The following is a 21,726-nucleotide window of genomic DNA, read 5'->3' as shown; positions in this document are numbered from 1 at the left end:
ACCACACCGCTACCATTTCAGTCTTCTGAACACACCGGTACCAAAAACTCGCATCTGACAGTAGATTTACTACAGAATTGAATGCTATTTGTTGTCGTAGTCTTGGTCACCGGAGGCACCGTACATGGTGGTCTTCAGAATTGGCCCCAGAGTGAGGATAGAGGTGCCAAACCCTGATACGACAAGGGCCGCAGCTGGGCCGATGGCACTTACAACAGGTGCCCCGATGATGTATCCAATAAGCATTGCGGAGCTGTTAATTGAACCCATCGTAGAAAGGGCTTTGGGTTTCACTTCATCAGGTACGGATCCGACAACGATTATGCGTAGTGCGGCCACCTGAGCAGCATTGCAGACTCCGCCCAGGAGGAAACATGGGATGCAGAGCCACAATGAGGGAAATAGTCCAGGTAAAGCTATGAAACACCCCATAGCGAATCCTGCCCCGGCCAGGACTTTCCCAGCGTTCTGTGAGTGAAGGCGAGCTGAAAGCCGTGCGCCAAAGATGCGGCCCACGATAAATGCTTGGGCAATGATGGCATATAACGTACCGCTGACGTGGAGGGTCTGTGTCGCATAGAAGACAAGCGAAACGTTGAAAATCGAGGTGCAGATAATTGCTCCCCAAATGCTGGTTAACGCGGACCGAGCGCTTCTATTCTTCAGCAAAAGGGAAGGTGCTTCGAGGACCTTCTGGAGAAAACTCGGTGAAGAATCTTTGGTTTCTGAATGAAGCAGTGTTTTCGGGGGCGAGGATTTATAAAGGAAATAAAAAGCAAGTAGCGAGACTCCAACGGCGCAAGCTTCAACGAAGAGCGCAGTCTGCAGGTTTCTTTGGTCCAGTAGTAATCCACCTAGAGGTGGTCCAAGGAATCCACTGCCAAGTCGGGCTGTGTCCAAGAGGGAGAAGGCTTTCGCCTGCTGTCCTTCGCCGACCTGAGAGTCAGCGATGGTGAAAATGGATGGAATTGACAGTCCGCTTAAGCATGCGGTGACGAGATTTCCGACAATGAGGATCAATGGCTCTGGATAGGCTGCCATTGATAACAGGCCCAGAAGATCTAAGAAGAGTGCAGCAAGCGCAATGTGATAGCTGTTGAATTTGTTGAAGAGTGGGGCCAGAAAGGGGACTGCAAAAACTTGAGCGCAAGTACCCGAGATGAAGATGCTTGCCACCAACAGTTCGCCTTTGTTGAGTTCGGCGAAGTGGAGTGAAATCGAGAGGCTGGTCATTGACCCGCACACTGACAATAAAAAATATGTGGCGGTCAAGGTGTAGATAGATGAAAGTCCTTCGTCACCACTGTTTCTAGGGGGATGCATTTAGGCTGCAACTGTTTCGTTGCCCTGGCCGCTGAACGGACCTGAACCTCCTACTGTGACTACTTCGGAAAGCGTTTCGGAGGTAAGCATTATTTCTCCCATATGTGATGACGATTACATACAACAAGGTAATGATGTGAGTCTCTCATTTCAAGGGCGTAGCGGAGGCAGCTCTTGCACTGTGTACAGGAAAAAGTAGTGCTAGCGCTAGTGACCTTCGCTCTCGTGCGAAACACAATACAGAGCATGAAAAAGCTTGTGGTTGGCATGATTGCCGTGGTGGCCGTGATTGTGGTGGCGTTTGTAGGGTTTGTGGGATTCATGCAGTGGGTGGACGCAGACAGCGTGACCGGTGATGACGGCGTGGCTGCCGGATATAGCGCTGAGACAGGTGGCCCGCTGGAAGCGTCGTTTGCGGGCGAGGGGCCGCACGAGGTCGACGTGCGGCGTGATGGCGACGTGACCATCGCGGCACCGACAGGCGCGGGACCGTTTCCGGCGGCGGTCATGGCTAACGGCACGAACACGCCGTTGAGCAGCTACCTGCCCGTGGCGGAGCACCTGGCTAGTTGGGGCTTCGTGGTCGTCGGCGATGAGACTCCCCACACAGGTACAGGGGAGAATGTCGTGCACTTGATTGAGCGCTTGCCGGAACTGGATTCTCGTGCGGACCGATCACGGGTCGGTGTTTTCGGACACTCACAAGGCGGTGCGGGCGCTATCAACGCAGCGTCCCACACGGAGGTAGCAGCTGTGTATGCGGCGAGCCCGGCCTCCCACAAAGTGGCAAAGTCCAATGACTGGGACTACACCACCGCGGGCGTCGAGGCACCGCTATTCCTGATGACGAGCGATGGCCGTGCAGACCGCTGGCTTGTCAGCCCGTGGTCAGACTTGCAGGAGAGCTTTGAATCAGCTGGTGGTCCGGCAATCATTGCCCGCCGTCTAGGCGCGGACCACAAGGACGTTTTAGAGTTCGGGGACGGCTATGCCACCGCGTGGTTCCGCTACATTCTGGCTGATGATCCTGATGCGCGAGACGTGTTCGTTGGCACCTCACCAGCGGGCGCCGGTGAGCTAGCGAGCAACGCGCTTTGGGACCGAGTGGCCACCCGCGGCTGGTAGCTCACCGGGCCTTTCGACATTCCACGCGGTGCACCTAACGCGCTAAAAGTCACCTGCGCTCACGCACCCCCTTAGGAGGAAGTGTGGTTCACAAAAATTGGTAGCCCTGATAAATTTCAAGTGAATTGTCAACCGGGCTGCGCCACGTCAGCCCGTACAAGCGGGACCGAATGAACCATGCAGACAAAGGAGAAAGGCCACGTCGAGGGCCTCTATATTGATGAAAACTTCGAGCTGCGCGCTGGGGCCGTCACGTTCGGGGAGAGTATTGAGGGCATAGTGCTTGGCGACGTCCCCCAAGCCGAGACCGCCTGGCGCGCCGGGGACCCGGATGCGTTGCTGTGGGTGCCCGGCTTCGTGGACCTGCACAACCACGGTGGCAACGGCGGGGGATTCCCCAACGGCGACTACGAGCAGTGCCTAGCCGCCGCCCGCTTCCACCGCGCGCACGGCACAACGACGCTGCTGGCCAGCTTGGTCTCCGGCACGCAAGAAGAGCTGTGCTCCCGAGCCGAGCTTTTGGCGCAGCTAGCTGAGGAAGACGAAATCGCCGGCATCCACATGGAGGGCCCCTTCATCGCGGCGGCCAAGTGCGGCGCACAGGACCCATCGCGCATCGTGCCCGGTGACCCGGACTTCTTCCGTGCAGTCATCGCCGCGGCCCGCGGCCACCTGCGTTCGATTACCTTCGCGCCGGAAACGGAGAACGTCGACAAGCTGCTCGAAGTCTGCGCGGAGCATGGCATCATCGCCAGCCTGGGCCACACCGAGGCCGATTACGACACCACGCTGAGCGTTATCGCCAAGGCTAAGGAGCTCGGCCTGACCGTGACCGGAACGCACCTCTTTAATGGCATGCCATCTATTCACCACCGCGCGCCGGGCCCGGTAGCGGCCTTGCTCACCGCAGCGAAGGCGGGGGATGTGTCCGTCGAGCTCATCGCAGATGGTGTGCATCTTGTCGACGGCGCCGTGGACATGGCTCACAGTCACCGCGCCTTCGCCATCACTGATGCCATGGCGGCGGCCGGCATGGCCGATGGTGACTATGAGCTGGGTTCGCTGCCTGTCACCGTGAGCGGGGGAGTCGCGCGCGTGCCCAGCGGCGCCATCGCGGGCGGCACCTCTACTTTGTCCCAGCAATTCGCCAGCTTCGCCGAGCGCCACGGTCTGGGCGAGGCAGTGCGTTTTACCTCCACCACGGCAGCCGACGTGTTGGGGGAGACGAATCTAGGCCGCATCGCGGTTGGCGCGCGCGCCAACCTGGTTGGCCTTAACTCTCACTACCAACCGGTGCGCGTCATCGTCGACGGCGCGGACATCTCACTCTCTTAAACACACAGGAAGGCATCTCATGGAAATCCTCATCCGCTCCACGCCGGCCGAAGTGGCCGTGGAGGCCGCTGACATCTTCGCGCACTACGCCAACGCCGGCGCCACCTTGGGCCTGGCCACAGGCTCGACCCCGGTAGCAATGTACAAGGAGCTCATTACGCGCCATGAGCGCGGCGAGGTGAGCTTTGCCCGCAGCCGCGCATTCCTGCTCGATGAATACATCGGGCTGGAGCGTACCCACGAGCAGTCCTACTATTCCACCATCCGCCGCGAATTCACCAGCCACGTGGATTTCGATGATGACCTGGTAAAAAGCCCCGCTGGTGACTCCGATGACCCCGCCACCGCCGCGGCCACCTATGACAAGGCCATCCGTGATGCCGGCGGCGTGGACATCCAGCTGCTGGGCATCGGGGCCAACGGGCACGTCGGCTTCAACGAGCCGTCGAGCTCCCTGCAATCACGCACCCGCATCAAGACGCTGCACCCGCAAACCGTGCAGGACAATGCCCGCTTCTTTGACAACGAAGACGAGGTCCCGCGCCACGTGCTGACCCAAGGATTGGGCACCATCAGTGAGGCCCGTCACCTGCTCTTGTTGGCCACTGGCAGCAACAAGGCCAGCGCGGTCCACGCCATGGTGGAAGGCCCGCTCTCCGCGCACTGCCCCGCGTCGATCCTGCAGTGGCACCAGCGTGCCACGGTGATCCTCGATGAAGCCGCCGCCTCCCAGCTGGAGGACCGCGAGTACTACGTTTTCGCGGACAAGCACCGTCCGCACCGCCCACTCTTTTCCTAAAAACTCCATCTAATTCCTTACTAGTGTGAAAGGACTCCTCGCATGAAAGTCGATGTCATGGGGCCGCTGCAGCGGCTCGGAAAAGCCCTCATGGGCGCTGTGGCGGTGCTGCCCGTCGCGGCGATCCTTAGTGGCGTTGGATACTGGATTTCCAGCGCGGCTGGCCCGGATAACCTCGCCGCCCAGCTGCTGATCAGCTCCGGCGACGCGGTCCTGGCCAACCTGGGCTGGATCTTCGCCATCGCCATTGCCTTCGGCCTGGCCAAGGATTCCAACGGTGCCGCAGCACTCTCTGGCTTCCTGGCCTTCGCCACGTTTATGAAACTGCTCGGCCCCGAGGCCGTGGCCGGCTACCGCGACATCGAAGACCCCACCGCGCTGACCGGCGATGAAGCCCTGGAATGGGCCTCGGAAGGCTGGAACGCCGTGGGCGGCGGCAACGTCCTCTTCGGCATTCTCGCCGGCGTCATGGCGGCCTGGGTATATAACCGCTTCCACGGCACCAAGCTGCCGGACTTCCTGGCCTTCTTCTCAGGCCGGCGCCTCGTACCGATTCTTACCGCCGTCATCGCCATAGTGATTTCCGGCATCCTCTACTTCGTATGGCCGTTCATCTACAACGCGCTCTTCAACTTCGGTACCTCCATCCAGGGCCTGGGCGCGGCGGGCGCCGGCATCTACGGCGTGGCCAACCGCCTGCTCATCCCGACTGGCCTGCACCACGCGCTGAACTCCGTCTTCTGGTTCGATGTCATTGGTATCAATGACATCGGCAACTTCCAGGCCGGTCAAAAGACCATCGAGGCAGCCGCGGCCGCCACTTCCGCCGCCGATTGCCCGGGCATTTGGGCCAACGGCCAGTGCACGGTCGAGGGTGTCGTCGGCCGCTACCAGGCGGGCTTCTTCCCGGTCATGATGTTCGGCCTGCCGGGCGCGGCACTTGCCATGTACCTGCGCGCGGATAAGAGCAAGCGCAAGGTCGTTGGTTCCCTGATGGCCGCTGGCGCCCTGGCCTCCTTCTTCACCGGCGTGACTGAGCCGCTGGAGTTCTCCTTCATGTTCGTCGCCCCGCTGCTCTACGTGGTGCATGCGCTGCTCATGGGCCTGTCCGTCTTCATCGCTTCCACCATGGAGTGGACCGCCGGCTTCGGTTTCTCCGCCGGTTTCGTGGACATGTTGCTCTCCTCGCAGAACCCGCTGGCTAATAAGTGGTACATGCTGCTGGTCATGGGCGTGGGCTTCTTCTTCCTTTACTTCGTCATCTTCTACTTCCTCATCGGCTGGCTCAACCTCAAGACCCCGGGCCGCGGTGAGGATGATGCGGTAGCAGACCCCATGGAGGATTCCGCTACCGGCGATGACAAGACTGCTCGTGATGCCGCGCGCATCATCGAGGGCCTCGGCGGCAAGGACAACATTGACTCACTGGACTACTGCACCACGCGCCTGCGCGTGGGCGTAAAGGAGCGCGCGCTTGTCGATGACTCCGTGATCAAACGCGCCGCCGTCTCCGGCGTCATCCACCCCTCCGAGAAGAGTGTCCAGGTCATCGTGGGCCCGGCCGTGCAATTCATGTATGACGAGGTCAGCCACCAGTTGCGCCACGGTTCTCCGGTCCTGGCCACGGCGAGTGCTGCGAGCGCTGCAGGTGCTGGAGCTAGCGCCGCTTCCGCTCAGAGCGTCAGCGGTAATACCGCTGACGTGGACGTGCGTGCCCCGTTCGCCGGAGACGTCGTCGCGCTCTCCCAGGTCCCGGATGCGTCCTTTGCGCAGGGCATGGTGGGCGAAGGCTTCGCGGTGATGCCCGATGCCGTCGATGCCTTCGACGTCTGCGCCCCGGTCGACGGCACCATCACCATGGTCTTCAAGACCCGCCACGCCTTCGGCATGAAGACCGCGGATGGGCTGGACCTGCTCATTCACATCGGCATCGACACCGTGGAGCTCAAGGGCGAAGGTTTCACCGCCCTGGCTAAGAAGGGCGATACCGTCACCGCCGGCACACCGATCATCGCGGTGGAGGCGCAGAAGCTGCGCGAGCGCGGCGTCAACCTCATCACCCCGGTGGTGTGCCCGACAGCCAAGCAGGTCGCCGGAGTCGACATCGCTCGCGAAGGCCATGCCCAGCCAAGCGAGGTTGCAGCAACCATCAAGCGCAGCAGCTAATCTGCCCCCGGCCCACCTCAGGGGCCGGCGGGACTAAAGCCCAGACACCAAAACTGCCCTAGTTGCCAAAACCTTCGCTCCACATCGCAGGCGAGTTGACAAGCTTTATCTTTTTGGAAAGCATTACAATGCGTATATTTTTTGCTTTAGATACTTTTTTCGTGGCCGATCAGTGTGTTCTGGAATCGGCATATAAAACGTATTCGCAAGTAGTGCGTAAAGCAGCGCTCCTGCCTGGAGTCGACGTACTTTTTATTTGCTCCGAACCAGTTGAAGTGGATTCCGAAGAGATGAAAAAAGATCTCATTACTCAGTTCAGGGTTGAAAGGCCCAACGAGGATTTTGAGAGTTTACGGTTATACCTTTGCGAGGCAATCGTTTCTGCTGAACAAGAGCTTTTTACAAAGGCCGAGGCCCCTTTAGCGTCATTTTTTCTAATGGATGAGGAATATGCAAAGGCTGATGTTTTCCCTAGTAGTGTTGGAGTAAGGGAGCTTATTTCTTCGCCGGTTTCTACAGGTAAATAGAGTGAGGCGCTCCACTTATGCGGAGCGCCGGGTAATAAATAAGGAAAGGGCTGGCTAGGGAAATTGCGAGAAATCGTTGATATTGAATCTTTCTCGATAAGTTTCCTTTTCGTCGCCGATGATGTGATTAAAAGCTGCCTCCTCTAAATCCTCCTCCCCCTCCCGGAAAGTATCAGAAGGATGTTGGCCGACCCCTCTGCAATGGCGCTTGTAATGCCCTTTGGGAACGTATTTATTAGCATCTTTCTTGGTGTCATTCAATGTTGACGCATTGCCATATACGTGACCGACTATATCTCCCCCTAGTCCAATTTTGATGACCTGGCATTGAGCTGTGACGGTGGCTGCCGAAGCAGACGGTACTGCAACCGAAACGGCCCCTAGAGCAACAAGCGCAGCTGCTGCAGCTCGGCCCCCTTTTTGTAAAAGAACTATTCAAGTGATGCATCCACCACTTGAAACCGCCACATGAAACAAGGTTGGTTTTGGCAACTCGGGCAGTTGTGGCTCGGAGGGTTCTATGTCTTGAGAGGAATAGACGTGGGCTAGTCGGTGCCGTGCAACAGGCGCGGCACCACCTTGCCCGTGGCATTGCGCGGCAGCTTGTCCAAGAAGTGGACATCGCGCGGCACGGAGTGGTCGGCGAGGTTCTCGCGGACCCAGGCGCGGATGGCGTCGGCAGTCACGGCGTTGCCTAGGGCGTCCCGCGTAGTCACCGCCCACACGGCGATGCGCTGGAAAGTGGTCTCATCCTCCACGCCGCCGGCATGCACCTCCGCGATGCCCGGCATGGTCTCGAGCACCTCCGTCACCGACTGTGGGTGCACGTTCTCACCGCCGACGATGATCATGTCATCCGCGCGGCCCACCACATGCAGGTAGCCCTCGGGGTCGATATAGCCCAAGTCCCCGATGGAGATGAGACCATCAACCTTGTTGAGCGGGATATTTGGGTTGGTATAGCCAATGAGCGCGGTGGAGTTGGTCAGGTAGATCTCACCGACCTCGCCGCGCGGAACCTCGTTGCCCTCCTCATCGAGGATGCGCAGCTTTGTACCGGAGGCAATCTTGCCGCCGATGGTGGGATCCTTGGCCACCTCTTCCATGCTGGCCGTCGATGCCAGCGCTAGCTCCGTGGAGCCATAGACATTGCAGAGAATTGGGCCGAAGCGCTCGTGGGTTTCTTTGACGATCTCCGGGGTGAGCGCATGCCCGGCGGAGGCAATGAACTTCAAGCTCGAGGTATCAAAGGCCGAATCCGGGTCAACCTCAACCATCTGGCGGAAGAAGACGGGGGAGGAGAGCAGGCCATCGAGCTGGTAGCGCTGGATGTCATCGAGCGCGGCCGCCGGGTCAAAGACGCGGCGGGTGACGATGGTATTGCGCAGGCCCAGAGCGATGTTAAGGCAGGCCCAGCCCCACGTGTGGAAGATGGAGGCGGTCATCTGCACCTTTTGGTCCCCGCGCCACGGCACCGCATCCACGATGGAGGCAACCACTACCGGCAGCGTTGGCTCCGGGCGCATGATTCCCTTAGGAATGCCCGTGGTGCCGGAGGACATCAGCACGATATGCCCGTGCTTGGGCCAGGTCGGAAGCTTGTGCTTCTCGACGTCCCGCGGATTCTCCACGATCTTGCGCAGCGTTGCCGCCTGCGCCAGCTCGGTGGGAATCTCTTTACCGGACTCGTGGCCAATCACCACGTGCAGGCCAGCAATGGTGCTTGAGCTGTCGAGGCGGTCGATGAATTCATCATCGATAACGAGCACGTTGATGCGGTTCTCCTCAATGCACCCGGCAAGCTGCTCGGGGGAGGAACCGACGTTGAGCAAAAAGATGTGTGCCCCCGCATAACCCTTGGCGGCCAGCGGGGTGATGATGCCGCGGCCATTGCGGGCCATCACGCCGAGGCGAATCTCCTCCAGCCCCAATGACAGCAGCCAGCGCGCGAAGGTCTGGGATTCTTCGCGCAGCTGGCGGTAGGTGAGGGCCCCGTCGTCGTCGATAAGCGCCAAGCGTTCCGGGCAGGTCATGTATGCCTGCTCTACTTCGCGGGCGGTGGTGAAGCGGTAACGCGCGAGGACCGGCGCGGTCAGGGCCACCGCCCGTGGCCCGCCGGCGGGGCTAATGAGGCCGGCGCGGAAGAGCGAAGGGATAAAGCGCGCGAGGGCAGCGGCGTGGAAGGTTACATCAGAAAGCTTCATAAGGTTCTCATCGAGGGGAGGGGAGAAGAGGTTACGGAGACGGCGGACTCGCCACAATTAAAACTACAAACTGTTAAAGGTGTTGCTATTGTTACATAAGCTTAGACCGTCAACGTAGTCTATTATGGTTTCGGTCTAGAACATACTCTTTCGGAAGGACATTAGTCACGTGAAGTCTACTCAGCGCATCGCTGCTCTCTGCGCCTCCCTCCTCGTGGCGGTAGGCCTGTCCCAAGCTCCGCAGGCAGTTGCCGGCGAGCGAAACCTCGTCGCCTTTGGTGATTCCGTGCTGGCGGATCCGCAACTTGATACCTACCTGGCCTCTCGGGTGGGCTCTTCTCAGCGCAACCCGAGCCTGAACTGCCCGTCTGGCAATAACTACGCCAAGCGCACCGCCGCCAAGCTGGGTATGCCGGTGGCGGACTTCTCCTGCTCTGGTGCTGTGTCCATGTCCCAGGGCCCGCAGGTGAACGCGCAGATCGACGATGCCATTCGCCACGGCGCGCTCAGCGGGGATACGCAGCGCGTGCTCTTCTCTAGCGGTTTCAACGATACGTACAACAACGCCGGGCTTTCCGACGGTGACCTGCGCGCCCGCTGGGTCGGTGCCAACGCGCCGCTGATTCACAAGATCCGCGCGGCGGCCCCCAACGCCCGCATTCAGATTGTGGGCTACCCGACCATCGGTTCGGGCGACCGCTACTGCCTCCTCCACTTTGGTCCGAAGCCGGCCGACGCCACGGCCCTGCCGATGGTGCAGCGCTATGAAAACGTCGCGCAGTGGATGCAGGTGGACCTGGCGCGCGCTACCGGAACTGAGTTCGTGGACATGAAGCCGATGACCTGGGATCGCGGTATGTGTGCCGATGCCAACAAGCGTCTGTGGGCGGGTCTGGTGGACTTCTCTGCGGGTCCGGGTAACCTACCGCTGCACATCAATGCTCGCGGTCATGAGTTTGTGGCCAACCACCTCGCGAGCTTCTAGAAACGCGTTCTTCTGACTTTTCAGGCCCGGGCGACGCCGCCCGGGCCTTTCGCGTACCCTCGCGAGCATGACTGTTAATGAAAACGTAAATGAAAATAACTCCCAGCAAGGCGCGGAGGTTGTCCGCGGCGTGATTGCGCGCGCGAAGGGCGAGCCCGTCGAGACCGTCAACATCGTCGTGCCCGCCCCGGGCGAGCACGATGTCGTGGTCAAGATCCAGGCCTGCGGTGTCTGCCACACCGACCTGGCTTACCGCGATGGCGATATTGAGGATGCCTTCCCCTTCCTGCTCGGGCACGAGGCTGCGGGCGTCGTCGAGCGCGTGGGCGATGCCGTCACCCACGTTGAGGTCGGGGACTTCGTGGTCCTGAACTGGCGCGCGGTGTGCGGCGAGTGCCGCGCTTGCAAGAAGGGCGAGCCGAAGTACTGCTTCAACACCCACAACGCCTCCGCGAAGATGACGCTCGCGGACGGGGATAAGGATGCCGGCACTGAGCTCAGCCCGGCGCTCGGCATCGGCTCCTTCGCCGAGAAGACCCTGGTCCACGAAGGCCAGTGCACCAAGGTCAACCCGGAGGCGGATCCGGCCGCCGCGGGCCTGCTGGGCTGTGGCGTGATGGCCGGTTTGGGCGCTGCGGTGAATACCGCGGACGTCAAGCGCGGCGAGTCCGTCGCGGTCTTCGGCTGCGGTGGCGTGGGCATGGCGGCCATCGCCGGCGCGGCGTTGGCTGGTGCCTCCAAGGTCATCGCCGTGGACCTGGACCCGGACAAGCTGGAGCTGGCTAAGAAGTTCGGCGCTACCCACACGGTTGCGGCGAAGGACAAGTCCGAAGAAGAGGTCATCGAGGCCGTCCGCGAGCTCACCGAGGGCTTCGGCACCGACGTAGCCATTGATGCCGTGGGTATTCCCGTTACCACCCGCCAGGCCTTCTACTCCCGCGACCTGGCCGGCCGCATGGTCATGGTGGGCGTGCCGAACCTCACCAGCCGCTTCGACGTCCCGGCCATCGACTTCTTCGGCCGCGGCGGTTCACTCAAGTCCTCCTGGTATGGCGATTGCCTGCCGGAGCGTGACTTCCCCATGTACGTCGACCTCTCCTTGCAGGGCCGCTTCCCGCTCAAGGATTTCGTGACCGAGCGCATTGGTCTCGACGACGTGGAAGAGGCCTTCGCTACCATGAAGGCCGGCAAGGTACTTCGATCCGTAGTGGAGCTGTAAATGATCATTGAACAGTTTGTAACTTCAGGAAAGTTCCGCCTCGACGGCGGCGAGTGGGACGTGGACAATAACGTCTACATTCTGGCCGCAGGTAGCGCGACTAGCGACGCCGAGTGCTACATCATCGACCCTTCCCACGACGCGGAGCGCGTCATCGAAGAGGTGGGCCAGCGCACGGTCAAGGGAGTGATCCTCACCCACGCACACAACGACCACTGCGAGCTCGCTCCCCAGGTGGCTGAGCACTTCGATGTGTCCATCTACCTGTACCCGGATGACCGCCCCCTGTGGGAGGAAACACACGAGGACGCGACCTTCGTTCCGCTGGAGGATAACCAGCTCTTTACCGTGGGCGATAGCGACTTCGTGGTCTTCCACACGCCGGGCCACTCGCCGGGATGCGTGGTGCTCTACATCGCGGATGAGGCCACGCTTCTGTCGGGCGATACTCTCTTCAACGGCGGGCCCGGCGCCACCGGCCGAAAGTACTCCGACTTCGACGTCATCATCGAGTCCCTGCGCAATCGCGTGTTGAACCTCCCGCCGGAGACCCGCGTCCTGCCGGGCCACGGCGATGAGACCACTATTGGTGCTGAGGCAGCGCGCATCGATGAGTACGTCGCGCGCGGCTACTAACTCTTAAACCTTGGCCTAGAGCTTAGCTCTAGGCCGGCGTGCGGGCGGCCTTTACTCCTGCCACCACCGTGGCGGCGAGTGAAAGTCCGAACCAGACCCACGCATCCGCCACGCCCGCGCTGAAAGCGCGGGCTTTTTCTTGCACTGCGAACTGCGTATCCGTGCTTAAGACCGCGGGCAGGGTTGCGCTGCCGTAGCTCACAATGAACAGCACGCCGATGAGCACGAAGAATGCGCCCGATACGAGGGAGAGGGTATTCGTGCGCACGGGGCCCAGAGTGACTTCGCGTCCGCGAAGCGACGACCACGAACCCACATCGAGGCGCTCCCACAGCGCGGCCAGCACAAAGAGCGGTGCGGCCATGCCCGCGGCATAGGCCACCATGATGAGCCCGCCGTAGAGCGCGCTGCCGGATGCGGCGGCCGTGGTGAGGACAGCGCCCAAAAGAGGGCCCGCGCAAAAGCCGGCGAAGCCATAAACCGCGCCGAGCAGAAATACCTTGCCCCGTGCTTTGCCGGACAGGGCATCCATGCCGGGAATGCGGAAACCACCGCCCAGGGCGGTAAATATTCCCAGAGCGATGATGATCCAGCCCGCCACCGTAATGACCTGGCTACGATATTGCGCCAGCACGGCGGCCAAGCCCATGCCGATGGGTACGAGTGTGGTGCACAGGCCCAAAAAGAAGACCAAAGTCTTGAACAGCAGCTGGCGCTGCGAATCGAAGGCATAGGCAAAGAAGGCCGGTACCAACAGCGCTGAACAGGGGCTGATCAAGGTCAGCACGCCGGCGATGACGGCGCCAAAGATTCCGATGCTCACAGGCTTACCCCCACTGCATAACCGCCCAATAAGGCGGTCAAGATAACCAGCGCGATGAAGACCCACACGATCAGCGGTGGTTTAGGCATTGGCCGCCTTTCCCAGCTGCTCCTGGATGATCTGCTCAAAAGCCTCGGGCGGCTGCGCACCACCGACGAACTGATCCCCCACCACGAAGGCCGGGGTGCCCGTGATACCGATCTGCGAGGCGTAGCGGGTGGCTGTCTCGACGACCTCAGTGTAGGTATCATCCGTGGCTTGCTTCCGGAACTTATCCAGGTCCGCAACGCCCGCTTTCTTGGCAAACTTCATGAAGTCCTCGATGCCGAATTCCGGGTGGCCGTCGATATCCTTGCTGGCGGCATAGAGCTCGTGCTTGAACTCCTGGAATTTGCCTTGCGCCGCGGCCGCGCGCCCAGCCTTGGCGGCCTCGATGGCGGCGGGGCCGTTCACGGGGTAGTCATTCCACTCGATGCGCACCAGGCCCTTTTCCACGTACTTCTTAAGGATATCCGGCTCGGTGACATTGGCGTGGCGGGAGCAGAACGGGCACTCGAAATCGGAGAACTCCGAAATCACCACGGGCGCATCCACCGCACCCACGGCGAAAGGATCGTTCTCCTTTTTGCGGTGCACCACCGTGATATCGCCGCTCTTGGTATCACCGCCGGGCCCGAACATCATCGGGTCCCCCTTCCCATCGGAAAACTTCGTGCCGGGCGTGGCCTTGGCGGCATCTTTCGCCAGGTCTTCGGCAGTCGCCGTGCTCGTTGCGGTCTCCTGCGCTGCGGGAGTGCTTTCATCGCCGGAAGAGGTGCGCTCTGCAAGCAGGAAGCCAATGATGACGGCCAAAATAACAACGATCACCAACAATCCCCATGCCACGGGGCTGATGGTGGATAGCGCTGATTTCTTCGAATCACTGGTGGGGCGAGAGGATGAACTAGGCATGCGATTACCTTAACGCGTTTAGGCCCGTTTGGGTGAGGCGGCTCCTGTCACAGGGCGGGGGATGCTTAAGGACGTCCTGAAACTAGGCGGGGAGGCTTAAACACGTACGGATCGATCAAATAAGGCCTCAGATCCCGTTGGTTTTCGGACCTTATTTGATCGATATGTACCTCGGTCTCAGCCCTCTTGGGCAGCGGCGAGAAGATAACGGCCATAGCCGGACTTCAGGAGGGGCTCTGCCAGCTCCGTGAGCGCCGCGGCATCGATGAAGCCTTCCGCAAAGGCTGCGACCTCCGGCGAACCAATGACGGTGCCGGTACGCTTCTGCATCACCTCGACGTAGGCCGAAGCCTCACTCATGGAGTCCACCGTGCCGGTATCTAGCCAGACATCACCGCGCTGCATGCGCTTGACGCGCAGCCGCCCGCGGCGCAGGTACTCCTCATTGACGGCGGTGATCTCTAGTTCCCCGCGCGCGCTGGGGGTGATGGACTTGGCAATCTCCACCACGGAATTGTCATAGAAGTACAAGCCCACCACAGCGTGGTTGGACTTGGGCGCGGCGGGCTTTTCCTCGATGGACAGGGCTTGACCGGAGTCATCAAAGTCCACAACGCCATAGCGCTGCGGATCGGAGACCTCGTAGGCAAAGATGATGCCGCCGTCTGGGCGGTGGCATTCGTTCAGCGCGGTGGAGAAGCCGTGGCCGTCAAAGATGTTGTCACCCAGGACAAGGGCCACGTCATCCTCGGCGATGAAGTCTTCGGCGATGAGGAAGGCCTGGGCCAAGCCTTCGGGGCGCGGCTGCACCGCATAGTGCAGCATGAGGCCGAGCTGGGAGCCGTCGCCAAGCAGGCGTTGGAAGGCGGCCTGGTCTTCTGGAGTGGTGATGATGAGGATCTCGCGTATGCCGGCCTGGATCAGGGTGGTCAAGGGATAGTAGACCATCGGCTTGTCATAGATGGGCATGAGCTGCTTCGAGATGCCCTTGGTGATGGGGTAGAGGCGGGTTCCAGAACCGCCTGCGAGAATGATGCCCTTCATGGGCTTTAAGCTTATCGGAGGGGTCTCGCGCTGGGGTGTGGCGGCGCGGGCTGGCGAGCATAACACTTAACTTCCCACATAACATAACACGTGGGAAGTTAAGTGTTATGTTGAGTGTTATGCTCTATTTGCGCAGCCTGTAGCGCTGTTTAGGGCTGCGTCCGGGTTCAGTCTTTTCGGCGATGTTATCGCGGATGAGCTCATTAAGCGCTTTCTGTACCGCTGTCCGGCTGAGCTTTGTAGCCTCAACTAATTCGGTTGTAGATACGGACGGGCTGCCGTGGAGTAGGTGTTCCACATGGTCACGTGCGGTGCCATAGCGTTCCTGGGTGGCTACCCTGCGGCGGTGGAAGATGATGGTGAAGCTGTCGAGCCGGTTGATAATTTCCGGTTTGGGCATGAGTGCGTCAGCTAAGGCCTGATGGATGGTGGCGATGCCCGTGCCGCGGTTCTCTGCGGCGACGCCGCCTTCCGGTAGGGGAATGTCCTCTAGGAACGTGGCAAGGCGTTGATTGCGGGTAGAGCTGACACCAGCTTCTCCAAGATTTCGGAGCGTAACCCCGCCATATAGGCCTCCCGGATTGGTGATTTCCAAGCGATCGACGAACATGTTGATTTGCACCTGACTGCCGCGAGCAGTCGGGGAGTAGTCACGGTGCATGAGCGCATTGACTAGTGCTTCACGAACAGCGACCAGTGGATAATCCGGAAGTGCGGTCCGGGACTTGTCGCCGATAAAGCCAGCGGTGCGCATGTTCTTCTTTACGATGTCGATGCCTTCGCTCACCAGCTCCGGAATCGTACCGTGAAGCGTGGCGCTGTCGAGAAGGCGGACACCCGTGGTGACATCACCTTTCGATGTTCCGGGAAAGAGCGCGAAGGTAACCGTTAATCGGGGGAAGAACTCCTGCGGGTAGTCTCCCATGACAAGAAGTGAGGCCAGCGTGGGGTGGCCGTCCTTGAGAATTCGCAGGCGTTTGAGGGCTGTGTCCTGTCCATTCGCAAAAGTCTTGGGGCGGCGCTCTTTCTGCACTTGGAGGAAGCCGTCAAGAGCGGCACCCTCGATGTCCTCCAGCGTGGCATCTGGGATGGCATCTTCATCCCAGGTCGGTTGCGTGTGCTCTTCAACGAGTCGATTTACTTCGTACTGGGACAGGCGCGTATCACCATCGCCGGTGCGAATATAGCTCCCTTTGTACAGCCCCCTTTCGGCCACATAGCAGGGCTTATCGCGCGCGGGAAGCTCGTCGATCTCTGCGACGAGTATGTTGCTGCTTTCAAATTCGATGATGTCGATTTGCGGGCGGACCGGCGGGATGAGCTGTTGGCAGCGAGTCTCCAATTGGTCTTGGGCAGTAGAGGCAGAGAACTTCTTAACTGGGGTGAAGCCGTCCTGCTCTGAAAGGCCGATGATGAGCGTCCCGCCGTCCCCGTTTGCGAAGGCACTGAGCGTGGAAAGTACTTCCTTGCTGACGGAAGATTTTACCTCTACGGATTGCTTATCGCTGCCGATAACTCGCAGCTGTGCAATTAACTCATCAAGCTCAGAAGGGGTCATGAGCAGGCCTTTCTCTCTACATGCCACTCAACATAACACATAACATAACACGTGGGAAGCTAAGTGTTATGTTGAGTGTTATGCCGGGTAAAGTCCCAGGTAGAGCGCCAAAGCGGCCCGCCAATTCATAGGTTTAAAGCCGGTGGCTTCAATCTTGGACAGGTCGAAGGTGGACTCCTTCGGGCGGGGTGCTTCGGGCCCGGCAATCTCGCGGTACTGCTCGGTGCTCACCGGCGTGACATCCGCAGGGTCTTGGCCCACGCCGGTGAAGACGGCCATGGCAATCTCATCGCGGCCCACCACATCACCGGAGTTGGAGATGTTGTACACGCCGTACTGAGCTTTAGTCTTGAGCAGGTGGATGATGCCCTTGGCTAGGTCCTCGGCAAAGGTGGGGCGCCCGCGCTGATCATGGATGACGGAGGGCTTGACCCCCTTATCCGCCAGCGAGCGCATCGTGGACATGAAGTTGGCACCATCGCCGAAGACCCACGAGGTGCGGATGACATAGTGGCGCGGGGCGGTTCGCGCGGCGGTATCGCCCGCGGCTTTCGACGCCCCATAGGCCGACAGCGGGGAAGGCATTTCCTCCTCGGAGTGGACCTCTTTAGAGCCATCAAAGATGTAGTCGCTAGACACGTGCACCAAGGTCAGGTTATTCTCCGCCGCAATGCGCGCGAGCTTTGCCGGTGCGGAAGCATTGACCGCCCAGGCCGCGGCGCGATCGTCCTCCGCGCCGTTGACATCGTTGTACGCCGCGCAGTTGATGATGGCGGAGTACTGCTTCCACGGGCGTGCAGGCGGGTTGGTGATATCGAAATCCTCGTGCCCACAGAACTCCACAGCACCCAAGCCAGCAGAAGGCAGGAATTTCTGTAGGGCGCGGCCCAGTTGCCCGTTGGCCCCGGTGACCAGGATGCGGCGAGGGGGCATGGGGGAGACGTCGGCAAGCGCGGGGTGCTCCTTGTCCTTATCTGAGATCTCCGTTGGTTCCAGCGGCCAGTCCACCATGTCCAGATTGACGCAGGTGTATTCCGCATCCGGGGACCAGTGGTCATTGACCAGGTAGGAGTAGGCGCAGGCCTCCAGCGCCTGGAAACCGTTGGCCACCCCGCGCGGCACGAAGACCGCCACGTCCTCGCGCAGCTCGTGGGTCACCAGCTGGCCAAAGGTAGCAGAGCCCTCGCGCAGATCGCACCACGCGCCGAAGGCCCGGCCGGAGGCCACGGAGACCAGCTTGTCCCAGGGCTCCGCGTGCAGCCCGCGCGTAACACCTTTCTCTGCATTGAAGGAGACGTTGTTCTGCACCGGCTGGAAGTCCGGTAGCCCGGCCGCCACCATCTTCTCGCGCTGCCAGTTCTCCTTGAACCAGCCGCGGTTATCGCCGTGGACGTCCAGCTCCACAATGAGCAGGCCCTCGATGGCCGTTGACTGCACCTTCATGGCTATTTATTGTCCTTGCTTCGCGTAGTTGGCTTCGACTTCTTCCTTGCCCGCGCGCCACCACTCTTCGTGGGTGCGGTACCACTCAATGGTGGCGGCCAGGCCCTCCCGCAGAACCGTGTAGCGCGGGGCCCAGCCCAGCTCGCGGCGCAGCTTGCTGGCATCCATGGCGTAGCGCTGGTCATGGCCCGGGCGGTCCGCCACGTGCTCGAAACGCGCCTGGCCATCATCCGTCGCCCCCATGAGCTCACAGATCATCTCGATGACCTGGCGGTTATTCGTATCCTCCTGGTCGGCGCCGATGTTATAGGTCTCACCGATACGCCCGCGGTCCAGGATCGCGAGCACCGCCTCATTGTGGTCATCCACGTGAATCCAATCGCGCACCTGCTCGCCGGTGCCATAAAGCTTCGCCGGCTGGCCTAGAAGCAGGTTGGTGATCTGCCGCGGAATGAACTTCTCAATGTGCTGGTAGGGGCCGTAATTATTGGAGCAATTCGAAATGGTTGCCCGCAGCCCAAAACTGCGCACCCACGCGCGCACCAGGTGGTCCGAACCGGCCTTCGTGGCCGAATAGGGCGAAGACGGGTTATAGGGAGTTTCCTCCGTGAAGTAGGTATCGGCGCCGATCTCCAGGTCCCCAAAAACCTCATCGGTGGAGACATGATGGAGGCGCACATCGTGGCGGCGGCAGGCCTCCAGCAGCACGAAGGTGCCCATGATGTTTGTGTGGAGGAAGGGCGAAGGATCCCGTAGGGAGTTGTCATTATGGGATTCCGCCGCGAAGTGCACCACGGTATCGGCGTGCGCTACGAGCTTGTCGACGACCCCCTCATCCGCCACGTCTCCCACCACGAGCTCGGCGTCCACGCCGTCGAGGTTGGCGCGGTTGCCCGCGTAGGTGAGCTTATCCAGGACGGTGATCTCCACCTCCGGGCGCTGCTGGGCCACGAGCCGCACGAAGTTTGCACCAATAAAGCCGGCGCCGCCGGTAACAAGCAGTCTGCGCATGGTCTCCAAGTTTAGAGCATGGCAGCGCAGTATTAAGCCGGGAACTGAGGCAGCGCCTCGTGGTTGAGCCACTCATCCAGAAGTGCGTCCACGGCAGAGGGATCAACAGCCACCGCACGCAGACGGCTGATCAGGTCGTCCGGGGTCACAGTGGAATGCTGCGCGGCGGAGAGGTACTCACGGACTGTGAGGAAGAAGAGCTCATCGCCCAACAGACGGCGCAGCGCGTGGACGGTCAGAGCGCCGCGCTTGTAGACGCGGTCATCAAACATATCGCGCGTACCAGGATCACTGAGCACGATGTCCTGCTTCTTGCGGGCCAGCACTTGATAGTGCGAGCGCGCCGATTCATGTGCTGGGCGGCCATGCGCATGCTCGAACCACAGCCACTCGCAGTAGCAGGCGAAACCTTCGTTGAGCCAGATATCCTTCCACTCCGAAAGGCCCACGGAGTTGCCGAACCACTGGTGGGAGAGCTCGTGCGCGATGAGCCGCTCGAAGACGTGATCACCCTTGACGTGGTTGGAGCCGAAGATGGACAAGCCCTGGGCTTCGAGTGGGATTTCCAGCTCATCGTCGGTGATGACTACTTGGTAGTCGGAGAAGGGGTAGTGGCCAAAGAGTGCGGAGTAGAAATCCACCATCTCCTGCTGCTGGGCAAATTCTTCGAGTACCACCTGCTTGAGGCGGGCCGGCGCCCACGCGCGGACGTTGGGGCCGAGGGGAATGTCGATGTATTCGCCGACCTGGACCGTGGCCAAATAGGTGGCCATAGGGTGCTTGACGCGGTAGTGCCAGCGCGTCATGGATCCGCCCGCGCGGCGGCGGGAGACCAGCTTGCCGTTGGAGATGACAACGAAAGGATCATCCGCGGTGATGCGAATATCGTAGGTGGCCTTTGCCGACGGGGTGTCATCACAGGGGAACCAGCTGGGCGCGCCGTTGGGCTGGCTGGCCACCAGCGAGCCTGACTCTGTTTCTTCCCACCCGATGTCACCCCACGGCGTGCGCAGCGGGCGGGGTGCTCCGCCATACCGAATGCAAACCTCAAACTCTTGGCCTTCGGCGATCAAGTCGGCGAAGTTGAGGCGCAGCTTTCCGCCGGACAGGCGGAATTTGGCCACGCGCGGCGCGTGCTTCGCCGTGATACGGCGAGCCACCATGGCGCCGCCGAGGTCGAGGGTGAGCTTGTCTAAGTCCTCCAGCGCACGAATATGGAGCACGGCTTCACCCTGGAGCAGGTTGGGCTCCACGCGGTAGGTCAGATCCAAGTCATAGTGGGTGACCTCGAAGCCGAGGTTGAAATCCACCCCCGTGTAGCTATCTCGAGTGAGTGCGGCGCGGTCGCGAGCGGCTGAGATATGCGAAAGGGCGGTGGAAAGCAGCTTCATAATGCCGCTATCCTACCGCCCTTGTCCGGCTTGTCCGAAGCCAGGGGAGCGCGCACGGTGTGACGTGCGCGGCTTGCTGTTTAGGAGTTGAAGGCTTCCTCAAAGGTAGGCCAGGACTTCACCAAGTCCTCGCGCCAGCCCGGCCAGGAGTGCGTACCCACATTGCGGAAGTTGTAGTTTGCGGGGATGTTCTGCTGATCCAGCTTTGCCTTGAGCATGTGGGTGCAGTGGTTCACGGCCGCCTCAATAACGCCGCCTTCTACCTGCAGCTGAGCCGAGCCCAGATAAGCAGCTGCCGGGTTGTATCCCTTGTTGATGTAATAAGACGGCGTATCCTGCTCACCCGCGAAGCCCGATGCAGAGGAGATGTACAGCTTGGTGCCGCGCAGCTTCTCGGAGTTCATCAGGGCGTCGTTGTAGCGGTTGTAGGCAGAGCCCATCGGGCCCCACATCTGCTCCGGCTGGCCGCCACCGCGGTTAACGGTGAGGCGCAGGAACTCGTACTCGGTGGGGTAGGCGGTTGCGGCACAACCGGCGAAGGAACCGACCGCGTCATAGAAGCCCTGATTGTGCTGGGCAAGCAGCAGCGAGGACGTCGCGGACATGGACATGCCGGCGATGGCGCGCTTATTGCTTGCGTTCAGACGCTCCTCCAGTGGGCCAGGAAGCTCCTTGGCCAGGAAGGTCTCCCACTTCTGCGGGCCCTTGAGGTACTTGCCGTTGGGCTCTTCCAGCCAGTCGGTGTAGTAGGAGAAGGCACCTGCCTGTGGAACCACGACGTTGACGTCCTTGTCCGCGTAGAAATCCACGACATCGGACATGTACAGCCAGTCGGAATCCTGCTCGGCGGAACCAGCGCCGTTGAGCAGGTAGACCGTCGGGCGGTCCGGGTTCTTGGCCGGGATGACAGCCAGCGGAATGGTGCGGCCGTTCATCGCCGGCGACGTAGCCTCCAGCTTCAGAACGCGGGCGTCATCCTTGTAGTGGTCATACCACTTCTGGCTCTCCACCTCCGGGGTGACCTGCAGGTCCGAGATGGTGGATAGGGCAGTGTCACCCGCAACCTGCTGCGGGTTGATGGTGGCAGCACCTGCAACGGGGCTGACCAGCGCGGCTGCGCTGAGCGCGCCGGCGGCGAGGAGAGAGCTAAGACGCTTCATTACGTTCCTTATTCAACAATTGGTAC

19 protein-coding genes are annotated in these 21,726 nt (G+C 60.7%); 8 read left to right on the top strand and 11 right to left on the bottom strand.

What is annotated here, in order from left to right; translation table 11 throughout:
* Positions 1-84: 84 nt before the first annotated feature.
* Positions 85-1,323, bottom strand: coding sequence for an MFS transporter (locus tag HMPREF2808_RS10200; RefSeq protein WP_046647863.1), 1,239 nt, complete (start codon positions 1,321-1,323; stop codon positions 85-87).
* A 246-nt stretch (positions 1,324-1,569) separates the two neighbouring features.
* On the opposite strand from HMPREF2808_RS10200, the gene HMPREF2808_RS10195 reads away from it, so the two are divergent.
* The 5 genes from HMPREF2808_RS10195 to HMPREF2808_RS10175 all read left to right on the top strand — a co-directional run bounded on the left by HMPREF2808_RS10195 (position 1,570) and on the right by HMPREF2808_RS10175 (position 7,275).
* Positions 1,570-2,448: an alpha/beta hydrolase family protein gene (locus tag HMPREF2808_RS10195; protein ID WP_070624597.1), complete on the top strand. Its 879-nt coding sequence runs from the start codon at positions 1,570-1,572 to the stop codon at positions 2,446-2,448.
* 177 nt (positions 2,449-2,625) lie between these two features.
* The gene (locus tag HMPREF2808_RS10190; protein ID WP_070596387.1) at positions 2,626-3,783 is read left to right on the top strand and encodes an N-acetylglucosamine-6-phosphate deacetylase; all 1,158 of its coding nucleotides are present in this window, start codon (positions 2,626-2,628) and stop codon (positions 3,781-3,783) included.
* Between the two features lie 19 nt (positions 3,784-3,802).
* Positions 3,803-4,582, top strand: a complete 780-nt coding sequence (gene nagB, locus HMPREF2808_RS10185; protein WP_046647861.1) for a glucosamine-6-phosphate deaminase — start codon at positions 3,803-3,805, stop codon at positions 4,580-4,582.
* 42 nt (positions 4,583-4,624) lie between these two features.
* Positions 4,625-6,748 carry an N-acetylglucosamine-specific PTS transporter subunit IIBC gene (nagE, locus tag HMPREF2808_RS10180; RefSeq protein WP_070624594.1) on the top strand — a complete coding sequence of 708 codons (2,124 nt, stop codon included), beginning with the start codon at positions 4,625-4,627 and terminating at the stop codon, positions 6,746-6,748.
* Positions 6,749-6,810: 62 nt separating this feature from the next.
* A complete protein-coding gene (locus HMPREF2808_RS10175) occupies positions 6,811-7,275 on the top strand; it encodes a hypothetical protein (RefSeq protein ID WP_141752603.1) in 465 nt (154 codons plus the stop codon).
* 54 nt (positions 7,276-7,329) lie between these two features.
* Here HMPREF2808_RS10175 and HMPREF2808_RS13375 read toward each other — a convergent pair whose 3' ends face one another.
* Both HMPREF2808_RS13375 and HMPREF2808_RS10170 read right to left on the bottom strand, forming a co-directional pair.
* Positions 7,330-7,536, bottom strand: coding sequence for a hypothetical protein (locus tag HMPREF2808_RS13375; protein WP_141752602.1), 207 nt, complete (start codon positions 7,534-7,536; stop codon positions 7,330-7,332).
* 284 nt (positions 7,537-7,820) lie between these two features.
* Entirely contained in the window at positions 7,821-9,479 is a 1,659-nt protein-coding gene (locus HMPREF2808_RS10170) for an acyl-CoA synthetase (RefSeq protein WP_070624593.1), read from the bottom strand.
* A gap of 169 nt (positions 9,480-9,648) precedes the next feature.
* Between HMPREF2808_RS10170 and HMPREF2808_RS10165 the strand changes: the two genes are divergently transcribed.
* The 3 genes from HMPREF2808_RS10165 (at position 9,649) to HMPREF2808_RS10155 (ending at position 12,319) form a co-directional block, all read left to right on the top strand.
* Entirely contained in the window at positions 9,649-10,464 is an 816-nt protein-coding gene (locus HMPREF2808_RS10165) for a GDSL-type esterase/lipase family protein (protein ID WP_070624592.1), read from the top strand.
* 67 nt (positions 10,465-10,531) lie between these two features.
* Entirely contained in the window at positions 10,532-11,683 is a 1,152-nt protein-coding gene (locus HMPREF2808_RS10160) for an S-(hydroxymethyl)mycothiol dehydrogenase (RefSeq protein WP_070521258.1), read from the top strand.
* The gene (locus HMPREF2808_RS10155; RefSeq protein ID WP_070624591.1) at positions 11,684-12,319 is read left to right on the top strand and encodes an MBL fold metallo-hydrolase; all 636 of its coding nucleotides are present in this window, start codon (positions 11,684-11,686) and stop codon (positions 12,317-12,319) included. It abuts the gene before it with no gap.
* A gap of 28 nt (positions 12,320-12,347) precedes the next feature.
* On the opposite strand, the gene HMPREF2808_RS10150 is transcribed toward HMPREF2808_RS10155, so the two are convergent.
* From HMPREF2808_RS10150 to HMPREF2808_RS10115, 8 genes are all read right to left on the bottom strand, one after another.
* On the bottom strand, positions 12,348-13,142 hold the full coding sequence (locus HMPREF2808_RS10150; RefSeq protein WP_070624590.1) for a cytochrome c biogenesis CcdA family protein: 795 nt from the start codon (positions 13,140-13,142) through the stop codon (positions 12,348-12,350).
* Between the two features lie 81 nt (positions 13,143-13,223).
* Positions 13,224-14,093 (bottom strand): DsbA family protein, encoded by an 870-nt coding sequence (locus tag HMPREF2808_RS10145; protein WP_141752601.1) that lies wholly within the window; start codon positions 14,091-14,093, stop codon positions 13,224-13,226.
* A gap of 177 nt (positions 14,094-14,270) precedes the next feature.
* Positions 14,271-15,137 carry a glucose-1-phosphate thymidylyltransferase RfbA gene (rfbA, locus tag HMPREF2808_RS10140; RefSeq protein ID WP_070521249.1) on the bottom strand — a complete coding sequence of 289 codons (867 nt, stop codon included), beginning with the start codon at positions 15,135-15,137 and terminating at the stop codon, positions 14,271-14,273.
* 124 nt (positions 15,138-15,261) lie between these two features.
* Positions 15,262-16,695 (bottom strand): ATP-binding protein, encoded by a 1,434-nt coding sequence (locus HMPREF2808_RS10135; RefSeq protein WP_070624589.1) that lies wholly within the window; start codon positions 16,693-16,695, stop codon positions 15,262-15,264.
* Positions 16,696-16,773: 78 nt separating this feature from the next.
* Positions 16,774-18,138 carry a dTDP-4-dehydrorhamnose reductase gene (gene rfbD, locus HMPREF2808_RS10130; RefSeq protein WP_070624588.1) on the bottom strand — a complete coding sequence of 455 codons (1,365 nt, stop codon included), beginning with the start codon at positions 18,136-18,138 and terminating at the stop codon, positions 16,774-16,776.
* A gap of 6 nt (positions 18,139-18,144) precedes the next feature.
* Positions 18,145-19,149, bottom strand: coding sequence for a dTDP-glucose 4,6-dehydratase (gene rfbB / locus HMPREF2808_RS10125; RefSeq protein WP_070624587.1), 1,005 nt, complete (start codon positions 19,147-19,149; stop codon positions 18,145-18,147).
* Positions 19,150-19,181: 32 nt separating this feature from the next.
* Positions 19,182-20,540, bottom strand: coding sequence for a M1 family metallopeptidase (locus HMPREF2808_RS10120; protein ID WP_070624586.1), 1,359 nt, complete (start codon positions 20,538-20,540; stop codon positions 19,182-19,184).
* An 80-nt stretch (positions 20,541-20,620) separates the two neighbouring features.
* The gene (locus tag HMPREF2808_RS10115) at positions 20,621-21,700 is read right to left on the bottom strand and encodes an alpha/beta hydrolase (protein ID WP_070624585.1); all 1,080 of its coding nucleotides are present in this window, start codon (positions 21,698-21,700) and stop codon (positions 20,621-20,623) included.
* Between the last annotated feature and the right edge of the window lie 26 nt (positions 21,701-21,726).

This window comes from Corynebacterium sp. HMSC078A10 (assembly GCF_001811565.1).
In the GTDB taxonomy this organism is placed as follows: domain Bacteria; phylum Actinomycetota; class Actinomycetes; order Mycobacteriales; family Mycobacteriaceae; genus Corynebacterium; species Corynebacterium hesseae.
This window is presented reverse-complemented; position numbering and strand designations above follow the sequence as displayed.

What these genes read in the sequence shown, in the direction of transcription:
- HMPREF2808_RS10170 (WP_070624593.1), bottom strand. Translation starts at nt 9,479, where the DNA reads ATGAAGCTTTCTGATGTAACCTTCCACGCCGCTGCCCTCGCGCGCTTT.
- rfbD (WP_070624588.1), bottom strand. Translation starts at nt 18,138, where the DNA reads ATGAAGGTGCAGTCAACGGCCATCGAGGGCCTGCTCATTGTGGAGCTG.
- HMPREF2808_RS10120 (WP_070624586.1), bottom strand. Translation starts at nt 20,540, where the DNA reads ATGAAGCTGCTTTCCACCGCCCTTTCGCATATCTCAGCCGCTCGCGAC.
- rfbB (WP_070624587.1), bottom strand. Translation starts at nt 19,149, where the DNA reads ATGCGCAGACTGCTTGTTACCGGCGGCGCCGGCTTTATTGGTGCAAAC.
- HMPREF2808_RS10160 (WP_070521258.1), top strand. Translation starts at nt 10,532, where the DNA reads ATGACTGTTAATGAAAACGTAAATGAAAATAACTCCCAGCAAGGCGCG.
- HMPREF2808_RS10145 (WP_141752601.1), bottom strand. Translation starts at nt 14,093, where the DNA reads ATGCCTAGTTCATCCTCTCGCCCCACCAGTGATTCGAAGAAATCAGCG.
- HMPREF2808_RS10135 (WP_070624589.1), bottom strand. Translation starts at nt 16,695, where the DNA reads ATGACCCCTTCTGAGCTTGATGAGTTAATTGCACAGCTGCGAGTTATC.
- HMPREF2808_RS10155 (WP_070624591.1), top strand. Translation starts at nt 11,684, where the DNA reads ATGATCATTGAACAGTTTGTAACTTCAGGAAAGTTCCGCCTCGACGGC.
- HMPREF2808_RS10190 (WP_070596387.1), top strand. Translation starts at nt 2,626, where the DNA reads ATGCAGACAAAGGAGAAAGGCCACGTCGAGGGCCTCTATATTGATGAA.
- nagE (WP_070624594.1), top strand. Translation starts at nt 4,625, where the DNA reads ATGAAAGTCGATGTCATGGGGCCGCTGCAGCGGCTCGGAAAAGCCCTC.
- nagB (WP_046647861.1), top strand. Translation starts at nt 3,803, where the DNA reads ATGGAAATCCTCATCCGCTCCACGCCGGCCGAAGTGGCCGTGGAGGCC.
- HMPREF2808_RS10195 (WP_070624597.1), top strand. Translation starts at nt 1,570, where the DNA reads ATGAAAAAGCTTGTGGTTGGCATGATTGCCGTGGTGGCCGTGATTGTG.
- rfbA (WP_070521249.1), bottom strand. Translation starts at nt 15,137, where the DNA reads ATGAAGGGCATCATTCTCGCAGGCGGTTCTGGAACCCGCCTCTACCCC.
- HMPREF2808_RS10115 (WP_070624585.1), bottom strand. Translation starts at nt 21,700, where the DNA reads ATGAAGCGTCTTAGCTCTCTCCTCGCCGCCGGCGCGCTCAGCGCAGCC.
- HMPREF2808_RS10200 (WP_046647863.1), bottom strand. Translation starts at nt 1,323, where the DNA reads ATGCATCCCCCTAGAAACAGTGGTGACGAAGGACTTTCATCTATCTAC.